Raw genomic sequence first — 20,879 nt, forward strand, 5'->3', positions numbered from 1 at the left:
TTTGCAGGTTCTCAACGTATTAATAAATATAAAGGAGGACAGAAAGTATGCAAATAATAAAGCAAGTGGTTATCTGTATTCTGATCGGTTTTGTTTTTATGTCATGTCAAGCTTCCGACAATAAATATTTTTCTCGTATAGGGGATAAAATGGAAACGATCATCTGCAAGGATTATACGATTTCGGATATGAAAAGAACCTGCTTGAATACGATTGAAGGAGCCAGAGAATTAAAGGACAAAACGAAAAATGCTATTGAATATACAGAGGAAACTATGTCTGACTATAGAAAAAATGTGGTATAATAAGTCTATTCACGAGCTTTCAAACGGGCTCAGGCTATTGCATCATAAGAAAGGTTCGGTTATTTTATGTCACATAAACATCTAACGGTCGAAGAATGCTTTGAATTACTGAAAAAATATAACACTCCCCCGCATGTTATCCGGCACTGTCAAGCTGTGGCAGACACAGCAGTGAGATTGGCCTCGGCACTGAATGAAAAGGGAGGTCATTTAGATATTGAATTGATCAGAGGAGCGGCCTTAATTCATGATATAGCCAGAACACAGGAGCATCACGAAGAAAAGGGAGCACAGATTGCCCAGTCACTGGGGTATGAGGATGAAGCTGAAATTATTCATGCTCATATGACATATGAACTGAAAAAAGAGGTGGAGGAGCTTACCGAGATTGATATGGTATGCCTGGGTGACAGAATGGTAAAAGAAGATCAATATGTAGGCTTATCGGAACGGATGGCCTACATTTTAGATAAGGTGAAAGATTACCCTGACGCCGTAGAACGAATTAAAAGAAAACAGGTGGAAACAGAAGCTCTGCTATTAAAAATAGAAAGTAGATTGGGGCGGACCATGGATGAATTAATGGATAAGGAAAGGTAAATTTTGAATGAGCTTAAATATAGATAACATACTTAAAAGAGTAGAAAAACCGGCCAGATACATTGGAGGTGAATTGAATTCTGCTAAAAAAGAAATGACTGAAGGAATGACTCGATTTTGTTTTGCATTTCCGGATACCTATGAAATCGGGATGTCTTATCTGGGTATGCAGATCTTATATCATATTTTAAATAAAGAAGAAGATATTTTTTGCGAGCGAGTATTTTCTCCGGGACTGGATATGGAGCAGATTTTGCGAGACGAAGAAATCCCGCTTTTTACACTGGAGACGAAAACTCCTATTTGCGATATGGACTTTGTCGGTTTTACCCTTCAATACGAACTTTCCTTCACAAATATTCTCAACATCTTAGATCTTAGTGGAATCCCGTTGAAGCGGGAGGAGAGAGATGAAAGCTGTCCCATTATTATTGGGGGAGGACCGTGTGCCTACAATCCGGAGCCTTTGGCAGACATCGTGGATATATTTTTAATTGGAGATGGGGAAGAAAATTTAATTCAGCTGTTCCATGAATATCAGAAGTCCAGACATGCAGGAGAAAGCAGAGAAGACTTTTACAAGAGAGCTGTGAAATTGCAAGGCGTATATGTCCCCAAGTTCTACAATCCCGTATATGGCGAAAATGGGTTGATAGAGCGTGTGGACAAGCTGTATGAGGAGGCTCCGGACAGCGTTTTAAGAGCTATTATTTCAGATTTGGATTCCGTTGATTTCCCGGTGAATCCCATCGTACCCTTTATTGAGACAGTACACGACAGAGCCGTTGTGGAAACGTTCAGAGGCTGTACCAGGGGCTGCCGATTCTGCCAGGCAGGGATTATTTACAGACCAGTCAGAGAAAGACGGACAGATCTAATAGAAGAATTGGCTAAAAAACAGCTTGAAAACACAGGTCATGAGGAACTTTCGCTGCTATCTTTATCGACTAGTGATTATTCTCAATTTGAGGAATTAGCAACCAATTTGATGAATATGTGCAAAAAGAATAATATTTCCTTATCCCTGCCTTCCCTTCGGTTGGATTCTTTTTCATTTAAGGTGCTTGAGGAAATACAGGGATATAAAAAGTCCGGGCTGACCTTTGCTCCTGAAGCGGGTTCACAGCGGCTTCGGGATGTGATCAATAAAGGCATTACGGAGGAAAACATTTACAGTTCAGTAGAACAGGCTCTCGAATTGGGATGGAAGAACATCAAGCTGTATTTTATGAATGGCCTGCCTACGGAAACCTTTGAGGATCTGGACGGTATTTATGAAATTGCTTCCAATATTGTAGATTTAAATAAAAAAATTAATGGAAAAGGCAGATTTAATGTAACTGTCAGTGTTTCTAATTTTGTTCCGAAGGCTCATACGCCTTTTCAGTGGATGGCTCAGGATTCGGCAGAACAGTTCAGCGAGAAGCACTATTATTTGAAAGATAAATTACGACCGATAAAGGGCGTGACTTTTAATTACCATGGAACGGAGACAAGCATTCTGGAGGCGGTATTTGCACGGGGAGACCGGAGGGTGTCAAAGGTGCTTATAAAGGCATTTGAACTGGGATGTAAATTTGACGGCTGGACGGAGCACTTTAAATATGATGCCTGGATGCAGGCTTTTGAAGAAACCGGCGTAGATAAAGGGTTTTATACCACAAGGGAAAGAAACTATGATGAAATTCTGCCTTGGGATATTATTGACTGCGGTGTAACCAAAGAATTTTTAAAGAAAGAAAATGAAAAAGCGAAAAAAGAGGAAACGACACAAGACTGTAGAAAGGGTTGTGTTGGCTGTGGCATGAATCAACATGTAACATGCAGAATGGAGGGCATAAATGGCTAAATATGTATTAAAATTCTCCAAGGAAGGGTATTTTAAATATACATCCCATTTAGACCTGCTGAGATTTTTTAAAAGAAGCTTCAAGCGGGCGGGCATCAAGTTAGATTATTCCCACGGGTTCAATCCTCACCCCAAAATGGGATTTGCCCAACCTCTTTCGCTGGGATATTCCAGTATCTACGAATTGCTGGAATTTGAAACAATTCAAGAGATTTTAACAGATGAGATCAAGGATAAATTAAAGCCCTTAATGCCTGAAGGTTTGGCTATATTGGACTGTGCGGAATATAAACAGGAAGGAAAATCCTTGGCGGCTCTTACCGAAGCTGCGGAATATGTAATAGGAATTCCTCTTGCAAGAGAAGCCTTAGGCGGAAAAAGCTGCGAAGAACTACGGGATCAGTTCCTTTCTCAAGAGCATATTTTTGTAAAAAAGAAGCAAAAAAAATCAAAAGAATTCATAGATCTGGATATAAAGCCTAAAATTATGGCATTGAATTTTTCTCATGGGGATGACCAGCTGATTTTAGTTACAACCTTAGATGCCGGAAGTGAGTCCAATTTAAGTCCTGAACTTTTGATCCATGCGGTTCTGCTCTTTTTAAGAGCGGAGGTTTCCAGATATGATATAGAGGTCATGCGAAAGAAACTTTTATTTAGTAATCATTTTTCTATATAATTTAAAACGGTATTGACATCCATAAATTACCAATGTAAAATAAAGGAAAATAATACATGATATGTATCTATTGAGGGGGTATTTTATGAAATGTTTTTTAAACAGGGATTATGTAGAAAATTTTATCCGGTATCACAAAAAGACGATTATAAAAGTGGCGGCAGGAATCCTATTATTTGCGGCTGCTTTTTTTGTTTTTTGTATTCGGGATCATGAGGGACCGACTAAAGAATTTCATTTAATGAACGGTTCGGAAGTACAACAGCAGAAAGCGGATTCGGCGGGAGCGGAAGAAGCTTCGGATTCCCAGACAGAGGAAAAAGCGACGGCTGTAAAAAGTAAAATTTACATTGATATCGGCGGAGCTGTTCATAAGCCGTATGTATATGAAATGCAGGAAGGTGCCAGAGTATATGAGGCCATAGAACTGGCAGGAGGATTAACGGCGGAGGCCGATGTGAGCAGCCTGAATTTGGCACAGGTGCTAAAGGATGAAGACAAGATCATGATTTACACAAAAAAACAGATGGAAGAGGGAAGCATGGAAGATTCCATAAAAAATAATAAAGTCTCTCAGATAGCCGGTGGAAATACCTCAAGACAGTTCGATACGGACTCTTCACAGGGGCTGATCAACATCAACACAGCCGGTTCCGATGCATTACAGACCATTACGGGAATCGGTCCTTCTACAGCAGAAAAAATTATTTCTTATCGGCAAGAGCACGGTTCTTTTAAAAAAATAGAAGACCTGATGAACGTCAGCGGTATCGGTCAAAAAACTTTTGATAAACTAAAAAGCAAAATTACGGTTTAAAATAGGCAATTTTGTTAAAACTATCCTAGTAAGAGGTGGTTTTATGTTTACAAGAAAAAAGAGATTAGTAGAGCGAAAAGAGTTTTACATCGCTTTAGTGGCTATATTGGGCGTTGGATATTTAATGGGGAACCTTTTTCTGTCTCCGGAGGATACGGATCAAAAGGACAATGTTAGTGCCAAGGTCAGTCAGACGGTCAAGCAGAATCAGGATAAAGCAGACAACATATCCGAGAACAGAGATATGAATTCCGATGAGGTTTCAGAAAATAGTGATATAAATTCTGATAATAGTGTTCAAGAAAATCAATCCGGCGAATATTATTTAGTGAAGGAATCGGACGGAGTGATCAAAGTATATCGGTATGACGAAAACGGAGAAGAAAGTTTACTGAAAAAAACAGATATTCTTTTCTCGCTTCTCAGCGAGGAAGATCAGGAATTATTCTCCAAAGGAGTCGTCGTACAGACAGATGATGAATTGTTAGAATTATTACAAGATTTTGAAAGCTAGGAGTTATTTGCTTTATGGAAAAAAAGAGAGTACATGGAATTGCGAAAGGTTTATGTGTATTTGTTTTATTAGTGGCTGCTGTTACAGGGATTTCATTTGCCATCAAACAGGTGGAACAGCCTGCACCGGCAGCTATGAATGTGGTGACGGAAAAAACGCTGATGCCGGGAGGACAGTCCATAGGGGTCAAAATGGACGTAAAGGGGGTTCTGATCGTAGGACTTCAAGAAATCGAAACCGTCACCGGAGAAGTTGTCAACCCCGGCTTATTATCCGGATTGCAGATTGGTGATACCATACTGGAGATAAACGGACAAAAAGTGTATCGTGCGGCAGAAGTACAATCGATTGTAAATAAAATAAGGGGAGAAGTGCTTTTAAAGCTTCAACGAAAGGATGATATCATAGAGATTACCCTGACACCGGTGATTGCTAAGTCGGACAATATGTACAAATTAGGTATCTGGGTGAAGGATAAGACCGCAGGAATCGGAACATTGACGTATTACGATCCGCAGAGTAATTTTTATGGAGCACTGGGCCACGCGATAACAGATCCTGAAACTTCTGCCATTCTTCCGGTAGCAGAAGGAGAACTGGTTCATTCGAAGGTGGAATCTGTCAAACAGGGAAAGGCCGGGAACCCCGGGGAAATCCGAGGTATATTCTATGAAGCAGACGACCCTCTGGGCAGCTTGAATAAGAATACGGAATTTGGAATTTTTGGTAAGCTGTACGGGGAAATAACGAATCCGTATTATAGTAAACCATTACCGATCGGGTATCAAGATTCTGTCGTAGAGGGACCGGCATATATTCTGACTACCTTGGATAATAATAAAGTAGAATGCTACGAAATAGAGATAGAAAAAGTAAATAAACAGAATAAGCCAGATACAAAAAGTATGACAATAAAAGTGACAGATGAAAGACTTTTGAAGAAAAGCGGCGGTATTGTACAGGGCATGAGCGGAAGTCCTATTATCCAGAACGGAAGGCTTATAGGTGCTGTAACTCACGTGTTTGTCAATAATCCTCAAAAGGGATATGGCATATTTATAGAGTGGATGCTTCAAGAGCAAATGTCGAATAGTGTCGAATCATGACAAAACTTATGTATATTTTCTGATAATTTATGTTGCATAAGCCATGGAAAAAGTATAAATTAATAGATGCTGGAGTATTGCTAAAAAATATAATAATCTATGCAGATTATTATGAATTTAAGGGGGACATGTAATGACAAAAATTAGTATCGGAATTGCAGATGATAACAAGGATTTTTGTGAAATTCTAAGTGATTATTTTACCGAGCAGGAAAATATTGACATTACCTTTGTAGCAAATGACGGAATACAGACTGTAGATTGTGTGAAAAAGTTTTTACCGGATGTTCTGATCCTGGACATGATTATGCCGCATCTGGACGGCCTTGGCGTTTTGGAGAATATCAATAATATGGATCTGCCAAAATATCCGAAAACCATCATGCTTTCTGCAGTAGGACAGGAATCGATTACTCAAAAAGCAACGAAACTGGGTGCAGAGTACTATTTGGTCAAACCATTTAATTTGGGAGTTTTGTCCAAAAGGATCAATCAGCTCTTTGGCGAAGAAATGCAAGAAAGCGCCGGGAAGCTTACCAGTATCAGAACCGTAGTAAATAATAATACGGAAAAAACAAATAATGATTTGGAGGTCGATATTACAAATATCATTCACGAAGTGGATGTACCGGCTCATATCAAAGGATATCAGTACTTGAGAGATGCCATTACTATGGTGGTGGAAGATATGGATTTATTGGGTGCGGTTACGAAAGAGCTTTATCCGGCTATAGCTAAGCTCAACAATACGACGCCGAGCAGGGTGGAAAGAGCAATCCGCCATGCGATAGAGGTAGCATGGAACCGGGGTAAAATTGAAACAATTAATAACTTATTTGGATATACCGTACATAATGATAAAGGGAAACCTACGAATTCGGAATTCATCGCAATTATAGCAGATAAGTTACGACTGGAACGAAAAATTTCTTAACAAGTAAATATTGTTCGAAGTTATAATAGAAAAGGATTACCGTTTCAAAAAATAGCGAAGCCGCCTAAAGCAATTTAGATGGCTTATGACGTTGTTCGGATTAGCCACCATTGTCGAAGCGGTAATCTTTTTATGTCTACAAATTATCATTATATGGTTTTAAACCAATAAAGGTTCTTCAATTATTTTATTTTTACTCTTAAAATCCGTAAATGGCCAGACACATTTTCTTAAAATCTGCTAAATGAATCCAAAACATAAATAATTTGGTAAAATTTAGAAAGCGGTTGACATCCCTAGCATCCCATTATATAATTTAGGGGATAAGTATGTGTCAAAACTTATGTTCAAAAATGGGAAAGGTTGATATAGATGATATATGGATATGCAAGTGTTTCTGTTAGGGGTCCGTTTGAAGCAAATTCCATAGAGGAACAAACGAAGCTGATCAAGCAAAGATATCCCAGTGCGGAAATGATTATAGAAAAATACGACGATCTAAAAGAAAGACCCGTGTTGCAGGAATGTATCGCAAATATGTACGGGGGTGATACTTTAGTCGTTTCAAAATTGGACAGGCTTTGCGGTACAATAAAAGAAGGGATTTCCTTCATTGAAGATGCGTTAAGCAAAAACATCCGAATTAATATAATAAATCTTGGTATGATTGACGGAACCCATTCGGGTCGAATGGTCTTAAATATCATGAATGCTTTGGCTGAATTTGATAAAGCTATGATTGTAGAAAGAACACAGGTCGGAAAAGCTATTGCAAAGACAAAAGAAGGCTTTAAAGAGGGAAGACCTAAAAAGTTTACGAAGGATGAAATAGACGAGGCTCTTACCCTTTTAAAAAATAATAGCTATAAAACAGTAGAAGAAAAAACGGGCATCAGTAAAAGCACTTTGATACGGGCTAAAAGAGCATAGGGTTCTGTCAGAGCCGTGTATAATCATAGTATAGAAGTTTAACAAGAGAGGAATAAAGAGAATGCTTTCAAAAGAAAAGATCGACAGAATCAATGAATTGGCGAAAAAATCAAAAAGTGTCGGATTGACTGAACCGGAAAGGGAAGAACAGCAAACGCTTAGAAAAGAGTACTTGGTTCAATTCAGAGAGAATTTCCGGAAACAGCTGGAAAACATAGAATTTGTTGAAGATGTTGAAGAAGAAGTCGAAATTGAAGTAAAAGTGAATTAAAATTTTTTTAGAATACAGCGGGAAGTAACAAATTTCTCGCTGTATTCTTTATATAGTATTTCTGGAGGTATATGCGTTATGAAGAAATACTATCACTTATTGACCTTTGGTGCAGTTATTATTATTATCATCAGCATTTTTTCAGGATTCAGCAACCCTGTGGAAGAAGATATTGTCAAAGATATGCTGGAACAGAGGACAAGCATCATGCAGAAGGCTTTTTATAATCAGATAACAAAGGAAAAAGCCGAGGCTGGGCTGGAAAGGATTGAAACCTATCCTATTATTACCGAAGACATCAAACAGTTGAGACAATGGGATAACACAGATATAGATACCGTAAAAAAAATGAGTATTACTCATGTGGATCCGGAAAAAAATTTGTTAGAATATATGACATACAGGGTAGATATCATATGGGAAATGAGCGGACTCAGTGAGGATTACTTTATGGAAGGCAGTTATCATGTCGTTTTTAAGAAAGTGAACAATCAGTATAAGCTGTCCTGCTTTAATCCAATCTGACGATATTTACGAAATTGCAAGGATATAAGGAGTTGTTTTTTGTGGAATCCCTTTATTGACTATAAATCATATTTATTTAGTAGGAAATTTAAAAAAAGTGTTTATATTTTTGAAAATGTTGGTATAATATTGTATAGAAAATAAATCTAAGTAGAAATAATAAATATAAACAAAAGGAGCAAATTATGCGACAGGTATATCTAGATTATTCAGCTACGACTCCTGTTAAGGAAGACGTATTGAAAGAAATGATTCCGTATTTCACAGAAAAGTTTGGAAATCCATCCAGTTTATATACAATTGGTGCAGCTTCCAGAGAAGCCATCGAAAAAGCAAGAGGACAGGTTGCCAAGCTGATTCATGCACAGGAAAAAGAAATCTTTTTTACATCGACAGGTACCGAAGCGGACAACTGGGCCGTCTTTGGCATTGTGGACGCATTAAAGAACAAGGGAAATCACATTATTACAACGAAAATTGAGCACCATGCCCTGCTTCACACCTGTGACTTTTTAGAAAAGCATGGATATGACGTGACGTATCTGGACGTGGAGCCGGATGGACGGGTAAACCCGGAAACGTTGAAAGCAGCTATTACAGATAAAACAATTTTGATAAGCATTATGTTTGTAAACAACGAAGTGGGGACGATTCAACCGATAAAAGAATTGGCGGCTATCGCGAAGGAGCACGGAATTGTTTTTCACACAGATGCAGTACAGGCTCTTGGAAACGTTCCCATTGATGTGAAAGACTTAGGGGTGGATCTGATGTCTGTATCGTCCCATAAGATTTACGGACCAAAGGGTGTGGGAGCATTGTATATCCGAAAGGGCGTACAGCTTTCAAACTTTATGCACGGGGGAGCTCAGGAGAGTAAAAGGAGAGCAGGGACTGAAAATCTTCCGGGTATTGTAGGATTTGGTAAGGCGGCAGAGCTGGCTTACGAAAATCTGGATGCACATATCAAGAAGATCAGTGAGCTGAGAGACTATTTCGTGGATCAGGTCATGTCTAAGATAGAAAATGTTACGCTGAACGGAAGCAAAGAATTCAGACATCCGGGCAATGCAAACCTTACCTTTGAATATATCGAAGGGGAAGCGATGCTCCTTTATCTGGATATGAGAGGAATTGCAGTATCTACCGGATCTGCGTGCTCTTCGGCATCGCTTGTACCGTCTCACGTTCTTTCTGCACTAGGTATTCCGGTGGAAAGAATACACGGTTCCTTAAGATTTACGATTGGAGATCCGACGACGAAAGAAGATCTGGATTATGTTGTAGAAGAGTTAATAGAAGTAGTAAATAAATTGAGAAGCATTTCTTCCGTTTCTCAAGCGAAAGGGTGGTAATATATTATGGCAATGTATAATGACAAGGTAATGGATCACTTTATGAATCCTCACAATGTTGGAGAAATTGAAAATGCAGATGGTTCCGGTACATATGGAAGCCCTGTCTGCGGTGATATGATGAAAATAGACATCAAGGTAAAAGATGATGTCATCAAGGATGCCAAATTCAAAACCTTCGGCTGCGGCTCTGCAATAGCTTCTTCCAGTGTTGCTACCGATATGATTATCGGGTTGACAATTGACGAGGCACTGGCAGTAACGAATAAGCAGATCATTAATGAATTAGGCGGACTTCCTGCTGTTAAGATCCACTGCTCCGTTCTTGCGGATCACGCGATTAAATCTGCTATTTATGATTATGCGCAGAAAAACGGCAAGACTTATAAAGGGCTTGAAGGGTTCGATCCAAATGCAGATGAAGATGACCATGAAAGCTGCGGTGTAGAATAAAAACAAAATAGACAAAAAGTGTAATACCCGTTAAAGATGGATTCTTTAACGGGTATTTTTGTGATGCTTTTATACTCCAAAAAATGTGCATAAATTTATAGGATGTCCATATACATGAAATATGGACAAAGGTGAGGTAGGTACATATGGATTACAAAAGCATTATACAGGAGCAGCTGGCTAATTTAAATCTCAATGAACTGGAACAAATCATGGATGATACGGCACTTCAAAGCGGTGGGCGGGTTCCTGATTTAAGCATTCAGGAGATCATAGACAGAGCCATCAACGGCCAGCCTATATTTGATTCACAGGTGATCATTCACAATTTTATAGACTTATTTTTGTATGAAATAAAAAGCAGTTTAATCTTAGGGGTTCAACTGGTCACCATATGCATTGTAATAGGCCTTTTGACAAATCTTTCAAATTCTTTTGGAAATAAGGCGGTATCCAGATTAGGTATTATTGTGTGCAGTTGTTTTGTTATAGGGCTCTGTTTGAATAATTTTTCACAGACCTTTAATATGTGCTCGGATACGCTTAACACGATGACCAGAACCATGCAGATCCTGCTGCCTATATTGATTCCCCTGCTTGTCAGCTTAGGAGGAATAACCAGCGGAAGTATATTGAACCCTATTATTGTGGGTGCCATCACCATGTTTAATACGATACTTCAGACCTTTATTCTGCCGGCTATTTTTATCTCTTCCATATTTATTTTGGTGAACAGTCTGACAGAGAGAGATTATGTCAATAAACTGGGGGTTTTCCTGAGGGGAGCGGCTACATTTGCCACGGGCCTATGCGTTACTTTCTTTGCGGGGCTGACGGCAATACAGGGGTTTGTTTCTGAAACGGCTGACGGCGTATTGATCAATACGGCCCGCTATTCCGTCAATAACTTTGTACCCATAGTGGGAGGCTTTGCCGCAGATTCTATTGATATGGTCTTGTCTTGTATTGGTGTCATAAAAAACGGTATCAGCATTTTTGGCGTGATTCTTGTCATATTTCTGTTAGCCATCCCATTGATTAAACTTATGGCTATTGCGATCATCTATAAAGTAACAGCTATTATTATTGAGCCTATCGGAAATAAACAGGTTTCAGGCTGTATGAACGAGATGGGAAATTCGGTTATAACGATGGCAGTGGTTCTGTTTCTTGCGGCATTAATGTTTCTGGTATTTTTAACTATTATTATTGGAATCGGAGGAGGAAGCCTGCTTAGATAGAGGGGAAAATAAAAAATGGAGATTATAAAAGAGTGGGTTCGGAATATATTTGTTATAGTGGTAGCTTTATCTTTTATTGAAACTTTATTGCCATCAAGTGAAATGCAGAACTATATCAAGTTTATTTTTTCTTTGATTATTATGGCTACAATTTTATCACCGCTGTTAATTTTTCTGGAATAAGAACCAAAATATGAAATATATATTACTGTGGAGGATTTTCTTGTGAAAAAAAGAAAAGGAAATATTTCTGCCAAGAGAATAATATACAGGCTTATAACCGTCATAATCGTCCTCTGCTTGATGTTTTTAACATTTAAGGTTGTTACGAACAACAAAGATGGAAGAAGGCAGATTGTAGATGAAGACGGCGGAGTTGAAGTGAGCATGCCGATTATTTTATCCGAGGATGAGGAGAATGGGGGATCTGTACAATGAATAAGGTTTCTAAAAAGAAAAAATTAGCTCTATTTGGTTTACTAGCGGTAGTATTATGTTTGGCTGTTGTAAATCAATCACTAAATCAAGAGCAGACTTTAAAAACTTCAGCGGAATATACGGATTATGAAAAACAGGAAATGCTGGAACATGACGGGGATGTATTAGTTGATAGTTTAAATATTAAAGCAGTATCCGGAAATGAAGCGACCAGCAAAGCCGCGGTGAATAACACCAGCAAAAGCGGTATCGCCTCAAAGGTGGTAACCTCGGATGATGTGGCTGAACTGGAAAATACGGATACATATTTTGGGGAAATAAGAAACACCATTGATTCGGATAGGAATCAAGTAATATCCATGCTGACCGACGTGGCAGCAGAAACCGACAATGCCGTGGAAAAAGAAAATGCAACGCAGCAAAAGCTTAAAATAATAGGCTATATGGAAAAGGAAAAAACCATAGAAGGCCTGATTTCTGCAAAAGGACTTCCGGAATGTCTGGTTCTTCTGACAGACAATGCCGTTAATGTAACGGTAAACAAAGATCAGCTGGAACAGGCGGATGTAGCAAAAGTTTTCGATATTGTGATTCGGGAAACGGGCCGTCCGGCAAATCAAATCATCATCCAGAGTAAAGTGTAATATTCTTCAAGACCCTCAACCTGTCAAAAGCATAGGATTTGACTTATGCAGAGACGCCTTGAGGGTCTTGTTTTAACTCGAAATCTCTGCTATAATAGGCAGAGATAAACTTGCTGAGGTGATGGATGATGAGTATTGAACAGGAAGAAAAGCTGGGAGCCGTTAAAATATCCGAAGATGTGATCGCAATTTGTGTCATCAATTCGGCATTAGCCACAAAAGGGGTGGCCGGATTAAGCGGAGGACTGACGGACACGATTTCTAAAAATATACTTGGTAAAGAACCTCTGAAAAAAGGTATCAAAATATCCAAAGAGGATGATGAAATCAATATAGATATTTATGTGATCGTTCATTATGGTGTAAAAATACCGGAAGTTGCATGGAATATTCAAAAAAATGTAAAAAAAGAAGTAGAAAATATGGTTGACATTCCTATAAAGGCAATAAACATACATGTTCAGGGTGTGCACTTTGCAGAACAGGAAAAGCAGGAGGAATAAAATATGAATCGCAGTGAAGCGAGAGAATTGATGATGCAGCTTTTATTTCAAGTAGAAGTACAAAATGAATACAATATACAGATGAAAGAAAAGTTTTTTAAAGACATAGAAGATTTAAAGGTTCAACGAAAGTATGTAGATCAAGTGTTCGATAACATCCTACAGCACAAAGAAGAAATTGACCATAAAATAGAAGAATCCAGTGCAAATTGGAAAATTAACAGAATCAACAAGGTAGATCTGGCCATATTAAGGCTGTCTGTTGCGGAGCTGCTTTATATGGAGGATATTCCCACTTCCGTATCCATCAATGAGGCGATCCTTCTGGCTAAAAAATTTGGCACGGAGGATTCCGGTAAATTTATAAATGGTATTTTAGGTCATATCGCTCAAAATGGGGCAGAAACGCAATAAAATGGATAATAGGGGTTATATTTTAGGCTTGGATACAAGTAATTACAGAACCTCCATTGCAGTGGTCGATACAGACGGAAGCATTGTAATCGATCAAAGAACGCTGTTAAAGGTGAAGAAAGGGGAAAGGGGTTTAAGACAATCTGAAGCCCTTTTTCAGCATGTTGAAAACCTTCCGGAGCTATTTGAAGTGCTGGCAGGCGAAACGTTTCAGCTTTCAGCAGTGGCTGCATCCAATAAACCCAGGCCAATAGAAGGTTCTTATATGCCTTGTTTTAAAGCAGGGTACGGATTCGGAAAGGCTATTGCAAACACATTTCATGTGCCTTTTTTTGTATTTTCCCATCAAGAGGGGCATGTGGAAGCTGTCAAGCACTTTAGCAGCATGGACCAAGAGGATTCCCTGTTAGTCTGGCATCTATCCGGAGGAACCTGTGAGCTGCTTCGCGTACAAGACAGAGAAATCGAAATCGTGGGAGGCAGTAAGGATATTTCTTTCGGACAAGTCATAGATCGGGTGGGCGTCCTTTTGGGTATGAACTTTCCCGCAGGAGAAGAAATGGATCAGCGGGCTTTGCAAGGGAAACTTTCTGCCGATCCGGGCAGAAAACTGCTCAGCCCAATCAGGCTGGACGGATTGACCTTTAATTTGTCCGGTATAGAAACGCAATGCAGCAGACTTTTACAGAGTAGTGAGCAGAAGAATCACGAACTGAATGAAAATTTTTTAATCCGGGAGCTGTTTGACCGGATTGCGGAAACAATTCTAAATGTTTCATTAAGAGCAGCGGAACAATTCGGTATAAAGCATATACTTTTTGCCGGAGGAGTATCCTCCAGCCGATTTATCCGTGATAAAATAAAAAACAGCGCAGAGGGTAATGCCATTCAGGCAGAATTTGGCAGGTCGGAGCTGTCCGGAGACAATGCTGTAGGGATAGCCCTGCTGGGGAGGAAAAGCTTATGGCCATAAAGCCGATCAGAGTTTCACAGTTAAATGCATATATAAAAAGAGTATTGCAGTCCGACCCGCTTTTAGGAAGCGTTTCTGTAATCGGTGAAATTTCTAATTTAAAGTTTCACGGAACAGGACATGTATATTTTACGCTAAAAGATCAAAACAGTAAAATAAACTGCTTTTTATCTGCGGAGAATTTCCGCTTTTTACGTTTTGAACTGGCGGACGGCATGGAAATCACTGCCGAAGGATATATTTATTTATATGAAAAAGGCGGCACATATTCCTTAAATATACGGGATATTCAGGTAGCAGGATTAGGTAATTTAAGAGTGGCATTTGAACAGTTGAAAGAAAAGCTTGCCAAGCAAGGCCTTTTTGATGAAAAATATAAAAAGCCAATTCCTTTTTTTCCGAATAAAATTGCGGTTATTACTTCCGAAACCGGAGCTGCTGTCCGGGATATTATAAAAATCATAAAACAGAGGAATAATATAGTAGACGTATTGGTGTATCCGGTATTGGTTCAGGGGCCGAATGCCGCACCGGAGATCGCAGAAGCCATCCGGCAGGTAAACCTGCTTTTCCCTGAAACGGATACCATTATTGCGGGCCGCGGCGGCGGTTCCATGGAAGAACTTTGGGCCTTTAATGAGGAAATGGTTGCAAGGAGTATATTTGAATCCAAGATACCGATTATTTCAGCTGTTGGGCATGAAATTGATTTTACCATTGCAGATTTTGTGGCGGATAAAAGAGCCGAAACACCAACGGCAGCAGCGCAAATGGCTGTTCCAGATATTCTTGAGCTCAAGAATACGGTCTTGCAGCTCAAGAACAATCTGCAGCATCACCTTTCTTCTCTGGTGAAAAGTAAGGAACTTCAGCTTCAGCGTTGTAATCTTGAGGCGTTGACTTCAAAATTGGAAAATAGAATCGATCTTCAAAAGAATCATGTTGATAACCAGCGCAAAGAATTGGTTACTCTTGTAAACAATTTGATATATAATAATAAAATCAGGATGGATTCAGCCAAAGCTCAGCTTGAGGCTTTAAATCCACGAAGTATTATGGACAGAGGCTATAGTGCGATCACGGACAGCAGCGGAAGGCTGATTCGTTCCGTAGAGACCTTGAAGATTGAAGCTGCCTTTACAGCTGTATTGAAAGACGGAAGCTTTGAAGGAACTGTAACAAAGATAAGGAAGGATGAATGAGCATGGCTGCGAAAAAAGAACTGTCATTTGAGGAAGCTCTCGAAAAATTAGAGCTTTCAGCCGAATCATTGAAAAGTGAAAAGGTATCTCTTGAGGATGCTTTAAAAAGCTTTGAACAGGGTATAGAGTATTATAATAAATGCAATACGATATTAAACACTGCAAAGCAGAAAATTGAGGTCTATTCCAAGCAATAAGGAGGAATGTGCTATGGACGATATTTCATATAAGACATACAAAAATTTAATAGATGAACATATTTTAGACTTTTTGCCTGAAATTGACCATAAAAGCATTACGTTATACGATGCCATGAAATACAGCTTAACTGCCGGCGGGAAAAGATTAAGACCTATTCTGCTGCTGGCTTCCTGTGAATTCGTAGGCGGCGACATTGGGACGGCTATTCCCTATGCCTGCGCCATGGAATATATTCATACCTATTCGCTGATACATGACGATCTGCCGGCGATGGACGATGATGAACTGAGAAGAGGCCTGCCGACGAACCATATGGTATACGGCGAAGCGATGGCAATTCTGGCAGGAGACGGACTGCTCACTTCCGCTTTTGAAGCGATGAATAAGGATATGCTTTTATATTTGGACGATTCCGTTAAGCTGAAACGAAGAATCCGAGCCATTTATGAAATATCTAAAGGAGCCGGCTGCCGGGGAATGGTCGCCGGGCAGGTAGCGGATATGGAAGCGGAGAACAAACAGTGCTCCAAAGAAATGCTGGACTATATTCATTTTAACAAAACCGCGGCCTTGATTGCTGCTTCCGTAAGAGCGGGAGCGTATTTGGGCGGAGCAACCGAAAAACAGCTCCGGGATTTGACCGGTTATGCGGAAAATTTGGGATTAGCCTTTCAAATCGCAGATGATATACTGGATGTTTGCGGCGATGAGCAGGAAATGGGCAAAAAAGCCGGAAATGATGAAAAAAAACACAAAGCAACGTATCCTTGCCTATATTCATTGGAAGAGTGTAAAGCGTACTTAAAAGATCTGACTGAAACGGCCATGTCCTTTTTGGAATGCTATTATGATGAAGCTGAGTTCTTTAATACTTTTGCTGAAGAAATGGTTGCACGTGGTAAATAATTGGTATGAACCCTGCAGTTCACATTACAGATGCGGGAAAGATTTTAATTTGTAAAGGAGCTCACTTTTGAGAAAGGTATAATGGGAGAGAAAAGTAAAATAGACCTTTTGACGGGAAATTTCCCCGAAGATTTAAAATATATGTCCAATGATGAATTGGATCTGCTTACGTATGAAATAAGAGATTTTTTAATTGAAAATGTATCGAAAACGGGAGGTCATCTGGCTTCCAATCTGGGTGTTGTAGAGCTTACTATTGCATTGCACACCGTTTTTAACAGTCCCAGAGATAAAATTATCTGGGACGTGGGGCATCAATCCTATGTACATAAAATATTGACAGGAAGAGCAGAAAAATTTTGTTCTCTCCGGCAATACGGCGGAATGAGCGGATTCCCTAAAAGAGAAGAAAGCCCCCATGATTGTTTTGATACGGGACACAGCAGTAACTCCATTTCAGCAGCTGCCGGTATAGCTGCCGCCCGAGATTTAAACGGTGAGGACTTTGCAGTCATTGCGGTAATCGGAGACGGAGCGCTGACCGGAGGTCTGGCCTTTGAAGCGTTAAACAATGCCGGAGCATCCAAGTCCAAAATGATCATTATTATAAATGATAACGGAATGTCCATATCTAAAAATATTGGGGGGTTATCCCAGTATTTGAGTAATTTAAGGATGTCCTCCGCTTATTTGGATTTTAAAAAGCAGGTCAAAAAAACCTTGAAGGGTATCCCCAGAGTTGGGGAAAGTCTCTATGCTGGCATTGAGCACCTTAGGGATTCCATTAAATATGCGGTGGTGGAAGGTGCATTGTTTGAAGAACTGGGCTTTAAGTATATGGGTCCCTTCGACGGACACAATATAGAGGATCTGACAACAGCCCTTATACTGGCCCAAAACGTAGAAGGACCGGTGGTACTGCACGTCCTTACCAAAAAAGGAAAAGGCTATAGAAATTCAGAAAACAGTCCGGATAAATTTCATGGAGTTGCACCGTTTAATCCGACAACGGGGTTACCCCTGAAAGCAGTGGATGGGTTCTCTTATTCTCAGATTTTCGGAAATAAGATGATTCAGCTGGCGGGCAGGAATAAAAAAGTGGTAGCAATTTGTGCTGCCATGATCCATGGAACCGGATTAGATAAGTTTGCAGTTCGATATCCGGATAGAGTATTTGACGTAGGAATTGCGGAAGGTCATGCGGTTTCCTTTGCGGCGGGATTTGCCGTGGCGGGATACCGGCCCATTGTAGCTATTTATTCCACCTTTTTACAAAGATCGTATGACCAGATGATGATTGATGTCTGTATGCAGAAGCTGCCGGTTATTTTTGCCATTGACAGAGCGGGAAATGTGGGCGAAGACGGTGAGACTCATCACGGAGTATTTGATTTATCCTATTTAAGTCATATGCCGAACATGACGGTACTGGCTCCGGCAGACGGAAGAGAACTGGCAGAAATGCTTGAATTCGCTCTGACACTTAACGGACCGTGTGCGATAAGGTATCCCCGAGGGGAGGCTCCGGATTTTGGATCAGTATATCGCGGCGATTATGGATCTATAGAAAAAAATAAAAGTATTTTTGACGGAGAAGAGCTCGTTATCTTTGCCGTAGGAAAAATGGTATCCATTGCATATGAGGTATGTCTTGATCTGCGTGAAAAGGGTGTGGACATAGGCTTGATAAACGCCAGAAGTATTCACCCTCTGGACGAAGAATCCATCGTCAGTACAGCTAAAAAAGCAAAGAAAATCATGACGCTGGAAGATAATGTAATAACCGGCGGCTTTGGACAGCAGGTCATAGCTCTGCTCGTCAATAAGGATATCAACATCCCATGCAGAAATATCGGATGGCCAGATTGTTTTGTTGAACATGGAAATGATGAAGAGCTTTTTATAAAATACAAATTGGATGCAAAGGGGATAGCGGAAAGGGTGCGTGACTTTATTGAAAGATAGGCTGGATGTAATACTGGTTGACAAGGGATTTTTTCCATCGAGAGAAAAAGCTAAAAGTGCCATTATGGCAGGAATCGTTTATGTGGATGGTCAAAGGGTTGATAAAGCAGGAACCCCAGTAAATGATGCCTCTGAATTTTTTGTAAAGGAAGATCTTTGCCCTTATGTCAGCCGCGGAGGGCTGAAACTGGAAAAAGCATTAGAAATATTTGACTTTCATCTGGAGCACGCAGTTTGCACGGATATCGGAGCATCTACCGGCGGGTTTACGGACTGCATGCTTAAAAATGGAGCGTCGAAAGTATTTGCTATAGATGTAGGATACGGACAGTTGGATTGGAAGCTCAGAAATGATCCCAGAGTCGTCAATATGGAAAAAACAAATATTCGGTATTTGGACTTTGATAGGGTAGATAAAGACATAGATTTTATCAGTATAGATGTCTCTTTTATTTCACTAAAACTGGTATTCCCGGTAGCCGGTAAATTGCTGGGGGATACGGGAAGTATTGTATGTCTCGTCAAACCTCAATTTGAAGCCGGAAAAGAACAGGTAGGGAAAAAGGGAATTGTAAGAGATATAAAGGTTCATAAGGAAGTCCTGCGAAACGTGATAGGCTATGCTAAAAGCTGCGGGTTGTATCCGCAGGGGCTTACTTTTTCGCCGGTCACCGGTGCCAAAGGGAATATTGAGTATCTGCTGCATTTAAAGAAACAGGAAAGTCAAATTTTCAGCGATGAAATGATTGAACAGATCGCCGATATATCTCACGAAACTTTAGATTAGTTTTCAAATTTTTTCAAATAATTTTTAAGACCATTTTATTTAAAAGTAAAAAGGAGAATTTAAAATGAAATTATCACAAAAAGTACAGGCCATGCAATTTTCGCCGATCAGGAAATTCAATGTATACGCCATTGAAGCAAAGGAAAAGGGCAAAAAAGTTTATCACCTGAATATCGGACAGCCGGATATCAAAACTCCAAAAGCATTTATGGAAGCTGTAAAGAACTTTGACTCCCATGTCCTTGCGTATGCGGAATCGGGCGGACTGGTACAACTGCAGGATGCCATTGCAAACTATTTTAAGCGTTTCGGCATGGACATAGAACGGAAAGATGTGCTGATCACAAACGGCGGTTCTGAAGCTTTAAGCATGATTTATACCTGCCTGCTGGATTATGGGGATGAAGTCCTTATTCCTGAACCGTTTTATACAAACTATCAGACCTTTATCTCTGCCGCAGGCGGCAAGGTGGTTCCTGTAACTACAAAAGCAGAAGAGGGATATCGTTATGCGTATGCGGATCGAATCGAAAAGGTCATAACGGATAAGACCAGAGCGATCTCTTTAGTAAATCCGGGCAATCCCACCGGTACTATTCTGACAAGGGATGAGATGCGAGTCATTGCGGATGTGGCTAAAAAACATGATCTTTGGATTATTGCGGATGAAGTGTACCGGGAATTTGCTTATGACGGAAGAGAAATGACTTCCTTCGGACAACTGGAAGATATCAAGGAACGGGTTATTATTGTGGACTCTGTTTCAAAGAGATTCTCAGCCTGCGGTGCAAGAATCGGCTGTATCGTATCCAAAAACCAGGAATTGATGTCTAACGCCATGAAGCTGGCTCAGGGACGCTTATGCTGCCCGACTCTTGATATGATAGGTGCTACGGCATTATATGAATTGGATCCTTCTTATTTTAACGAGGTAAGAACGGAATATGAAGCCAGGAGAGATGCAGTTTATGAAGAGATTATGAAAATCCCTGGAGTCGTGTGCCAAAAACCCGGCGGGGCATTTTACATAATGGTCAAGCTTCCGGTAGAAAGCTCAGAAGACTTTCTGGTATGGCTTCTGACAGAATTTGATGACGGAGGCGAAACGGTTATGTATGCTCCGATTCAAGGCTTCTACGGTACAGAGGGACTAGGCAGGGATGAACTGAGAATTGCCTATGTACTTAAAAAAGAGGATTTGGTTCGCGGTGTTGAATTGATGCGATTGGGCCTTGAAAAGTATAAAGAATTGGGATATAAATAAATT

26 protein-coding genes are annotated in these 20,879 nt (G+C 40.0%); all 26 read left to right on the plus strand.

Translation table 11 applies throughout. The features are described from left to right. The first annotated feature begins 47 nt into the window (after positions 1 to 47). The 26 genes from EQM06_RS06020 (at position 48) to EQM06_RS06145 (ending at position 20,876) form a co-directional block, all read left to right on the plus strand. A complete protein-coding gene (locus tag EQM06_RS06020; RefSeq protein ID WP_128745473.1) occupies positions 48 to 305 on the plus strand; it encodes a hypothetical protein in 258 nt (85 codons plus the stop codon). Between the two features lie 66 nt (positions 306 to 371). Beyond that, on the plus strand, positions 372 to 905 hold the full coding sequence (locus EQM06_RS06025; RefSeq protein ID WP_128745474.1) for an HDIG domain-containing metalloprotein: 534 nt from the start codon (positions 372 to 374) through the stop codon (positions 903 to 905). Between the two features lie 7 nt (positions 906 to 912). Continuing rightward, on the plus strand, positions 913 to 2,754 hold the full coding sequence (locus EQM06_RS06030; RefSeq protein ID WP_128745475.1) for a TIGR03960 family B12-binding radical SAM protein: 1,842 nt from the start codon (positions 913 to 915) through the stop codon (positions 2,752 to 2,754). Next, positions 2,747 to 3,433: a TIGR03936 family radical SAM-associated protein gene (locus EQM06_RS06035; RefSeq protein WP_128745476.1), complete on the plus strand. Its 687-nt coding sequence runs from the start codon at positions 2,747 to 2,749 to the stop codon at positions 3,431 to 3,433. The genes EQM06_RS06030 and EQM06_RS06035 overlap by 8 nt, the downstream gene beginning before the upstream one ends. 85 nt (positions 3,434 to 3,518) lie before the next feature. Then, on the plus strand, positions 3,519 to 4,250 hold the full coding sequence (locus tag EQM06_RS06040) for a helix-hairpin-helix domain-containing protein (RefSeq protein WP_164914366.1): 732 nt from the start codon (positions 3,519 to 3,521) through the stop codon (positions 4,248 to 4,250). A gap of 43 nt (positions 4,251 to 4,293) precedes the next feature. After that, entirely contained in the window at positions 4,294 to 4,764 is a 471-nt protein-coding gene (locus tag EQM06_RS06045) for a hypothetical protein (RefSeq protein WP_128745478.1), read from the plus strand. Between the two features lie 14 nt (positions 4,765 to 4,778). Further along, a complete protein-coding gene (spoIVB, locus tag EQM06_RS06050; RefSeq protein ID WP_128745479.1) occupies positions 4,779 to 5,870 on the plus strand; it encodes a SpoIVB peptidase in 1,092 nt (363 codons plus the stop codon). A gap of 133 nt (positions 5,871 to 6,003) precedes the next feature. Next, positions 6,004 to 6,804: a sporulation transcription factor Spo0A gene (gene spo0A, locus EQM06_RS06055; protein ID WP_128745480.1), complete on the plus strand. Its 801-nt coding sequence runs from the start codon at positions 6,004 to 6,006 to the stop codon at positions 6,802 to 6,804. A 372-nt stretch (positions 6,805 to 7,176) separates the two neighbouring features. Beyond that, complete coding sequence (locus EQM06_RS06060; protein ID WP_128745481.1) at positions 7,177 to 7,734, plus strand: recombinase family protein; 558 nt, start codon at positions 7,177 to 7,179, stop codon at positions 7,732 to 7,734. Positions 7,735 to 7,795: 61 nt separating this feature from the next. Further along, complete coding sequence (locus EQM06_RS06065; RefSeq protein WP_128745482.1) at positions 7,796 to 8,005, plus strand: DUF896 domain-containing protein; 210 nt, start codon at positions 7,796 to 7,798, stop codon at positions 8,003 to 8,005. 78 nt (positions 8,006 to 8,083) lie between these two features. Continuing rightward, positions 8,084 to 8,530: a hypothetical protein gene (locus EQM06_RS06070; RefSeq protein ID WP_128745483.1), complete on the plus strand. Its 447-nt coding sequence runs from the start codon at positions 8,084 to 8,086 to the stop codon at positions 8,528 to 8,530. Between the two features lie 185 nt (positions 8,531 to 8,715). After that, positions 8,716 to 9,885: a cysteine desulfurase NifS gene (gene nifS, locus EQM06_RS06075; protein WP_128745484.1), complete on the plus strand. Its 1,170-nt coding sequence runs from the start codon at positions 8,716 to 8,718 to the stop codon at positions 9,883 to 9,885. 6 nt (positions 9,886 to 9,891) lie between these two features. Beyond that, positions 9,892 to 10,338, plus strand: coding sequence for a Fe-S cluster assembly scaffold protein NifU (gene nifU / locus EQM06_RS06080; RefSeq protein WP_128745485.1), 447 nt, complete (start codon positions 9,892 to 9,894; stop codon positions 10,336 to 10,338). Between the two features lie 146 nt (positions 10,339 to 10,484). Continuing rightward, on the plus strand, positions 10,485 to 11,579 hold the full coding sequence (spoIIIAE, locus tag EQM06_RS06085; protein ID WP_128745486.1) for a stage III sporulation protein AE: 1,095 nt from the start codon (positions 10,485 to 10,487) through the stop codon (positions 11,577 to 11,579). Positions 11,580 to 11,594: 15 nt separating this feature from the next. After that, on the plus strand, positions 11,595 to 11,762 hold the full coding sequence (locus EQM06_RS13500; protein ID WP_128745487.1) for a stage III sporulation protein AF: 168 nt from the start codon (positions 11,595 to 11,597) through the stop codon (positions 11,760 to 11,762). A 42-nt stretch (positions 11,763 to 11,804) separates the two neighbouring features. Further along, the gene (locus EQM06_RS06095; protein ID WP_128745488.1) at positions 11,805 to 12,017 is read left to right on the plus strand and encodes a hypothetical protein; all 213 of its coding nucleotides are present in this window, start codon (positions 11,805 to 11,807) and stop codon (positions 12,015 to 12,017) included. Then, the gene (locus EQM06_RS06100; RefSeq protein WP_128745489.1) at positions 12,014 to 12,661 is read left to right on the plus strand and encodes a SpoIIIAH-like family protein; all 648 of its coding nucleotides are present in this window, start codon (positions 12,014 to 12,016) and stop codon (positions 12,659 to 12,661) included. Before EQM06_RS06095 ends, EQM06_RS06100 begins: the two co-directional genes overlap by 4 nt. 125 nt (positions 12,662 to 12,786) lie before the next feature. Continuing rightward, a complete protein-coding gene (locus tag EQM06_RS06105) occupies positions 12,787 to 13,164 on the plus strand; it encodes an Asp23/Gls24 family envelope stress response protein (protein WP_128745490.1) in 378 nt (125 codons plus the stop codon). A gap of 3 nt (positions 13,165 to 13,167) precedes the next feature. Next, positions 13,168 to 13,578, plus strand: coding sequence for a transcription antitermination factor NusB (gene nusB, locus EQM06_RS06110; protein ID WP_128745491.1), 411 nt, complete (start codon positions 13,168 to 13,170; stop codon positions 13,576 to 13,578). Between the two features lies 1 nt (position 13,579). Next, positions 13,580 to 14,551 (plus strand): tRNA (adenosine(37)-N6)-threonylcarbamoyltransferase complex transferase subunit TsaD, encoded by a 972-nt coding sequence (locus EQM06_RS06115; protein ID WP_164914367.1) that lies wholly within the window; start codon positions 13,580 to 13,582, stop codon positions 14,549 to 14,551. After that, on the plus strand, positions 14,542 to 15,753 hold the full coding sequence (gene xseA / locus EQM06_RS06120) for an exodeoxyribonuclease VII large subunit (protein WP_128745493.1): 1,212 nt from the start codon (positions 14,542 to 14,544) through the stop codon (positions 15,751 to 15,753). Before EQM06_RS06115 ends, xseA begins: the two co-directional genes overlap by 10 nt. A gap of 2 nt (positions 15,754 to 15,755) precedes the next feature. Continuing rightward, positions 15,756 to 15,950 carry an exodeoxyribonuclease VII small subunit gene (gene xseB, locus EQM06_RS06125; RefSeq protein ID WP_128745494.1) on the plus strand — a complete coding sequence of 65 codons (195 nt, stop codon included), beginning with the start codon at positions 15,756 to 15,758 and terminating at the stop codon, positions 15,948 to 15,950. A 13-nt stretch (positions 15,951 to 15,963) separates the two neighbouring features. Continuing rightward, complete coding sequence (locus tag EQM06_RS06130; protein WP_128745495.1) at positions 15,964 to 16,860, plus strand: polyprenyl synthetase family protein; 897 nt, start codon at positions 15,964 to 15,966, stop codon at positions 16,858 to 16,860. A gap of 81 nt (positions 16,861 to 16,941) precedes the next feature. After that, positions 16,942 to 18,825: a 1-deoxy-D-xylulose-5-phosphate synthase gene (dxs, locus tag EQM06_RS06135; RefSeq protein WP_128745496.1), complete on the plus strand. Its 1,884-nt coding sequence runs from the start codon at positions 16,942 to 16,944 to the stop codon at positions 18,823 to 18,825. Beyond that, entirely contained in the window at positions 18,815 to 19,612 is a 798-nt protein-coding gene (locus EQM06_RS06140) for a TlyA family RNA methyltransferase (protein WP_128746809.1), read from the plus strand. Before dxs ends, EQM06_RS06140 begins: the two co-directional genes overlap by 11 nt. Positions 19,613 to 19,676: 64 nt before the next feature. Further along, a complete protein-coding gene (locus EQM06_RS06145; protein ID WP_128745497.1) occupies positions 19,677 to 20,876 on the plus strand; it encodes a pyridoxal phosphate-dependent aminotransferase in 1,200 nt (399 codons plus the stop codon). The last annotated feature ends 3 nt before the right edge of the window (positions 20,877 to 20,879 follow it).

Source organism: Aminipila luticellarii (assembly GCF_004103735.1).
GTDB lineage: Bacteria > Bacillota > Clostridia > Peptostreptococcales > Anaerovoracaceae > Aminipila > Aminipila luticellarii.

Coding starts and splice junctions, on each gene's coding strand:
- EQM06_RS06030 (WP_128745475.1), top strand. CDS start 913: ATGAGCTTAAATATAGATAACATACTTAAAAGAGTAGAAAAACCGGCC.
- EQM06_RS06115 (WP_164914367.1), top strand. CDS start 13,580: ATGGATAATAGGGGTTATATTTTAGGCTTGGATACAAGTAATTACAGA.
- EQM06_RS06070 (WP_128745483.1), top strand. CDS start 8,084: ATGAAGAAATACTATCACTTATTGACCTTTGGTGCAGTTATTATTATT.
- xseB (WP_128745494.1), top strand. CDS start 15,756: ATGGCTGCGAAAAAAGAACTGTCATTTGAGGAAGCTCTCGAAAAATTA.
- nifS (WP_128745484.1), top strand. CDS start 8,716: ATGCGACAGGTATATCTAGATTATTCAGCTACGACTCCTGTTAAGGAA.
- EQM06_RS06100 (WP_128745489.1), top strand. CDS start 12,014: ATGAATAAGGTTTCTAAAAAGAAAAAATTAGCTCTATTTGGTTTACTA.
- EQM06_RS06040 (WP_164914366.1), top strand. CDS start 3,519: ATGAAATGTTTTTTAAACAGGGATTATGTAGAAAATTTTATCCGGTAT.
- EQM06_RS06020 (WP_128745473.1), top strand. CDS start 48: ATGCAAATAATAAAGCAAGTGGTTATCTGTATTCTGATCGGTTTTGTT.
- nifU (WP_128745485.1), top strand. CDS start 9,892: ATGGCAATGTATAATGACAAGGTAATGGATCACTTTATGAATCCTCAC.
- EQM06_RS06105 (WP_128745490.1), top strand. CDS start 12,787: ATGATGAGTATTGAACAGGAAGAAAAGCTGGGAGCCGTTAAAATATCC.
- EQM06_RS06130 (WP_128745495.1), top strand. CDS start 15,964: ATGGACGATATTTCATATAAGACATACAAAAATTTAATAGATGAACAT.
- EQM06_RS06065 (WP_128745482.1), top strand. CDS start 7,796: ATGCTTTCAAAAGAAAAGATCGACAGAATCAATGAATTGGCGAAAAAA.
- spo0A (WP_128745480.1), top strand. CDS start 6,004: ATGACAAAAATTAGTATCGGAATTGCAGATGATAACAAGGATTTTTGT.
- EQM06_RS06045 (WP_128745478.1), top strand. CDS start 4,294: ATGTTTACAAGAAAAAAGAGATTAGTAGAGCGAAAAGAGTTTTACATC.
- EQM06_RS13500 (WP_128745487.1), top strand. CDS start 11,595: ATGGAGATTATAAAAGAGTGGGTTCGGAATATATTTGTTATAGTGGTA.
- EQM06_RS06035 (WP_128745476.1), top strand. CDS start 2,747: ATGGCTAAATATGTATTAAAATTCTCCAAGGAAGGGTATTTTAAATAT.
- spoIVB (WP_128745479.1), top strand. CDS start 4,779: ATGGAAAAAAAGAGAGTACATGGAATTGCGAAAGGTTTATGTGTATTT.
- EQM06_RS06145 (WP_128745497.1), top strand. CDS start 19,677: ATGAAATTATCACAAAAAGTACAGGCCATGCAATTTTCGCCGATCAGG.
- xseA (WP_128745493.1), top strand. CDS start 14,542: ATGGCCATAAAGCCGATCAGAGTTTCACAGTTAAATGCATATATAAAA.
- spoIIIAE (WP_128745486.1), top strand. CDS start 10,485: ATGGATTACAAAAGCATTATACAGGAGCAGCTGGCTAATTTAAATCTC.
- dxs (WP_128745496.1), top strand. CDS start 16,942: ATGGGAGAGAAAAGTAAAATAGACCTTTTGACGGGAAATTTCCCCGAA.
- EQM06_RS06025 (WP_128745474.1), top strand. CDS start 372: ATGTCACATAAACATCTAACGGTCGAAGAATGCTTTGAATTACTGAAA.
- EQM06_RS06060 (WP_128745481.1), top strand. CDS start 7,177: ATGATATATGGATATGCAAGTGTTTCTGTTAGGGGTCCGTTTGAAGCA.
- nusB (WP_128745491.1), top strand. CDS start 13,168: ATGAATCGCAGTGAAGCGAGAGAATTGATGATGCAGCTTTTATTTCAA.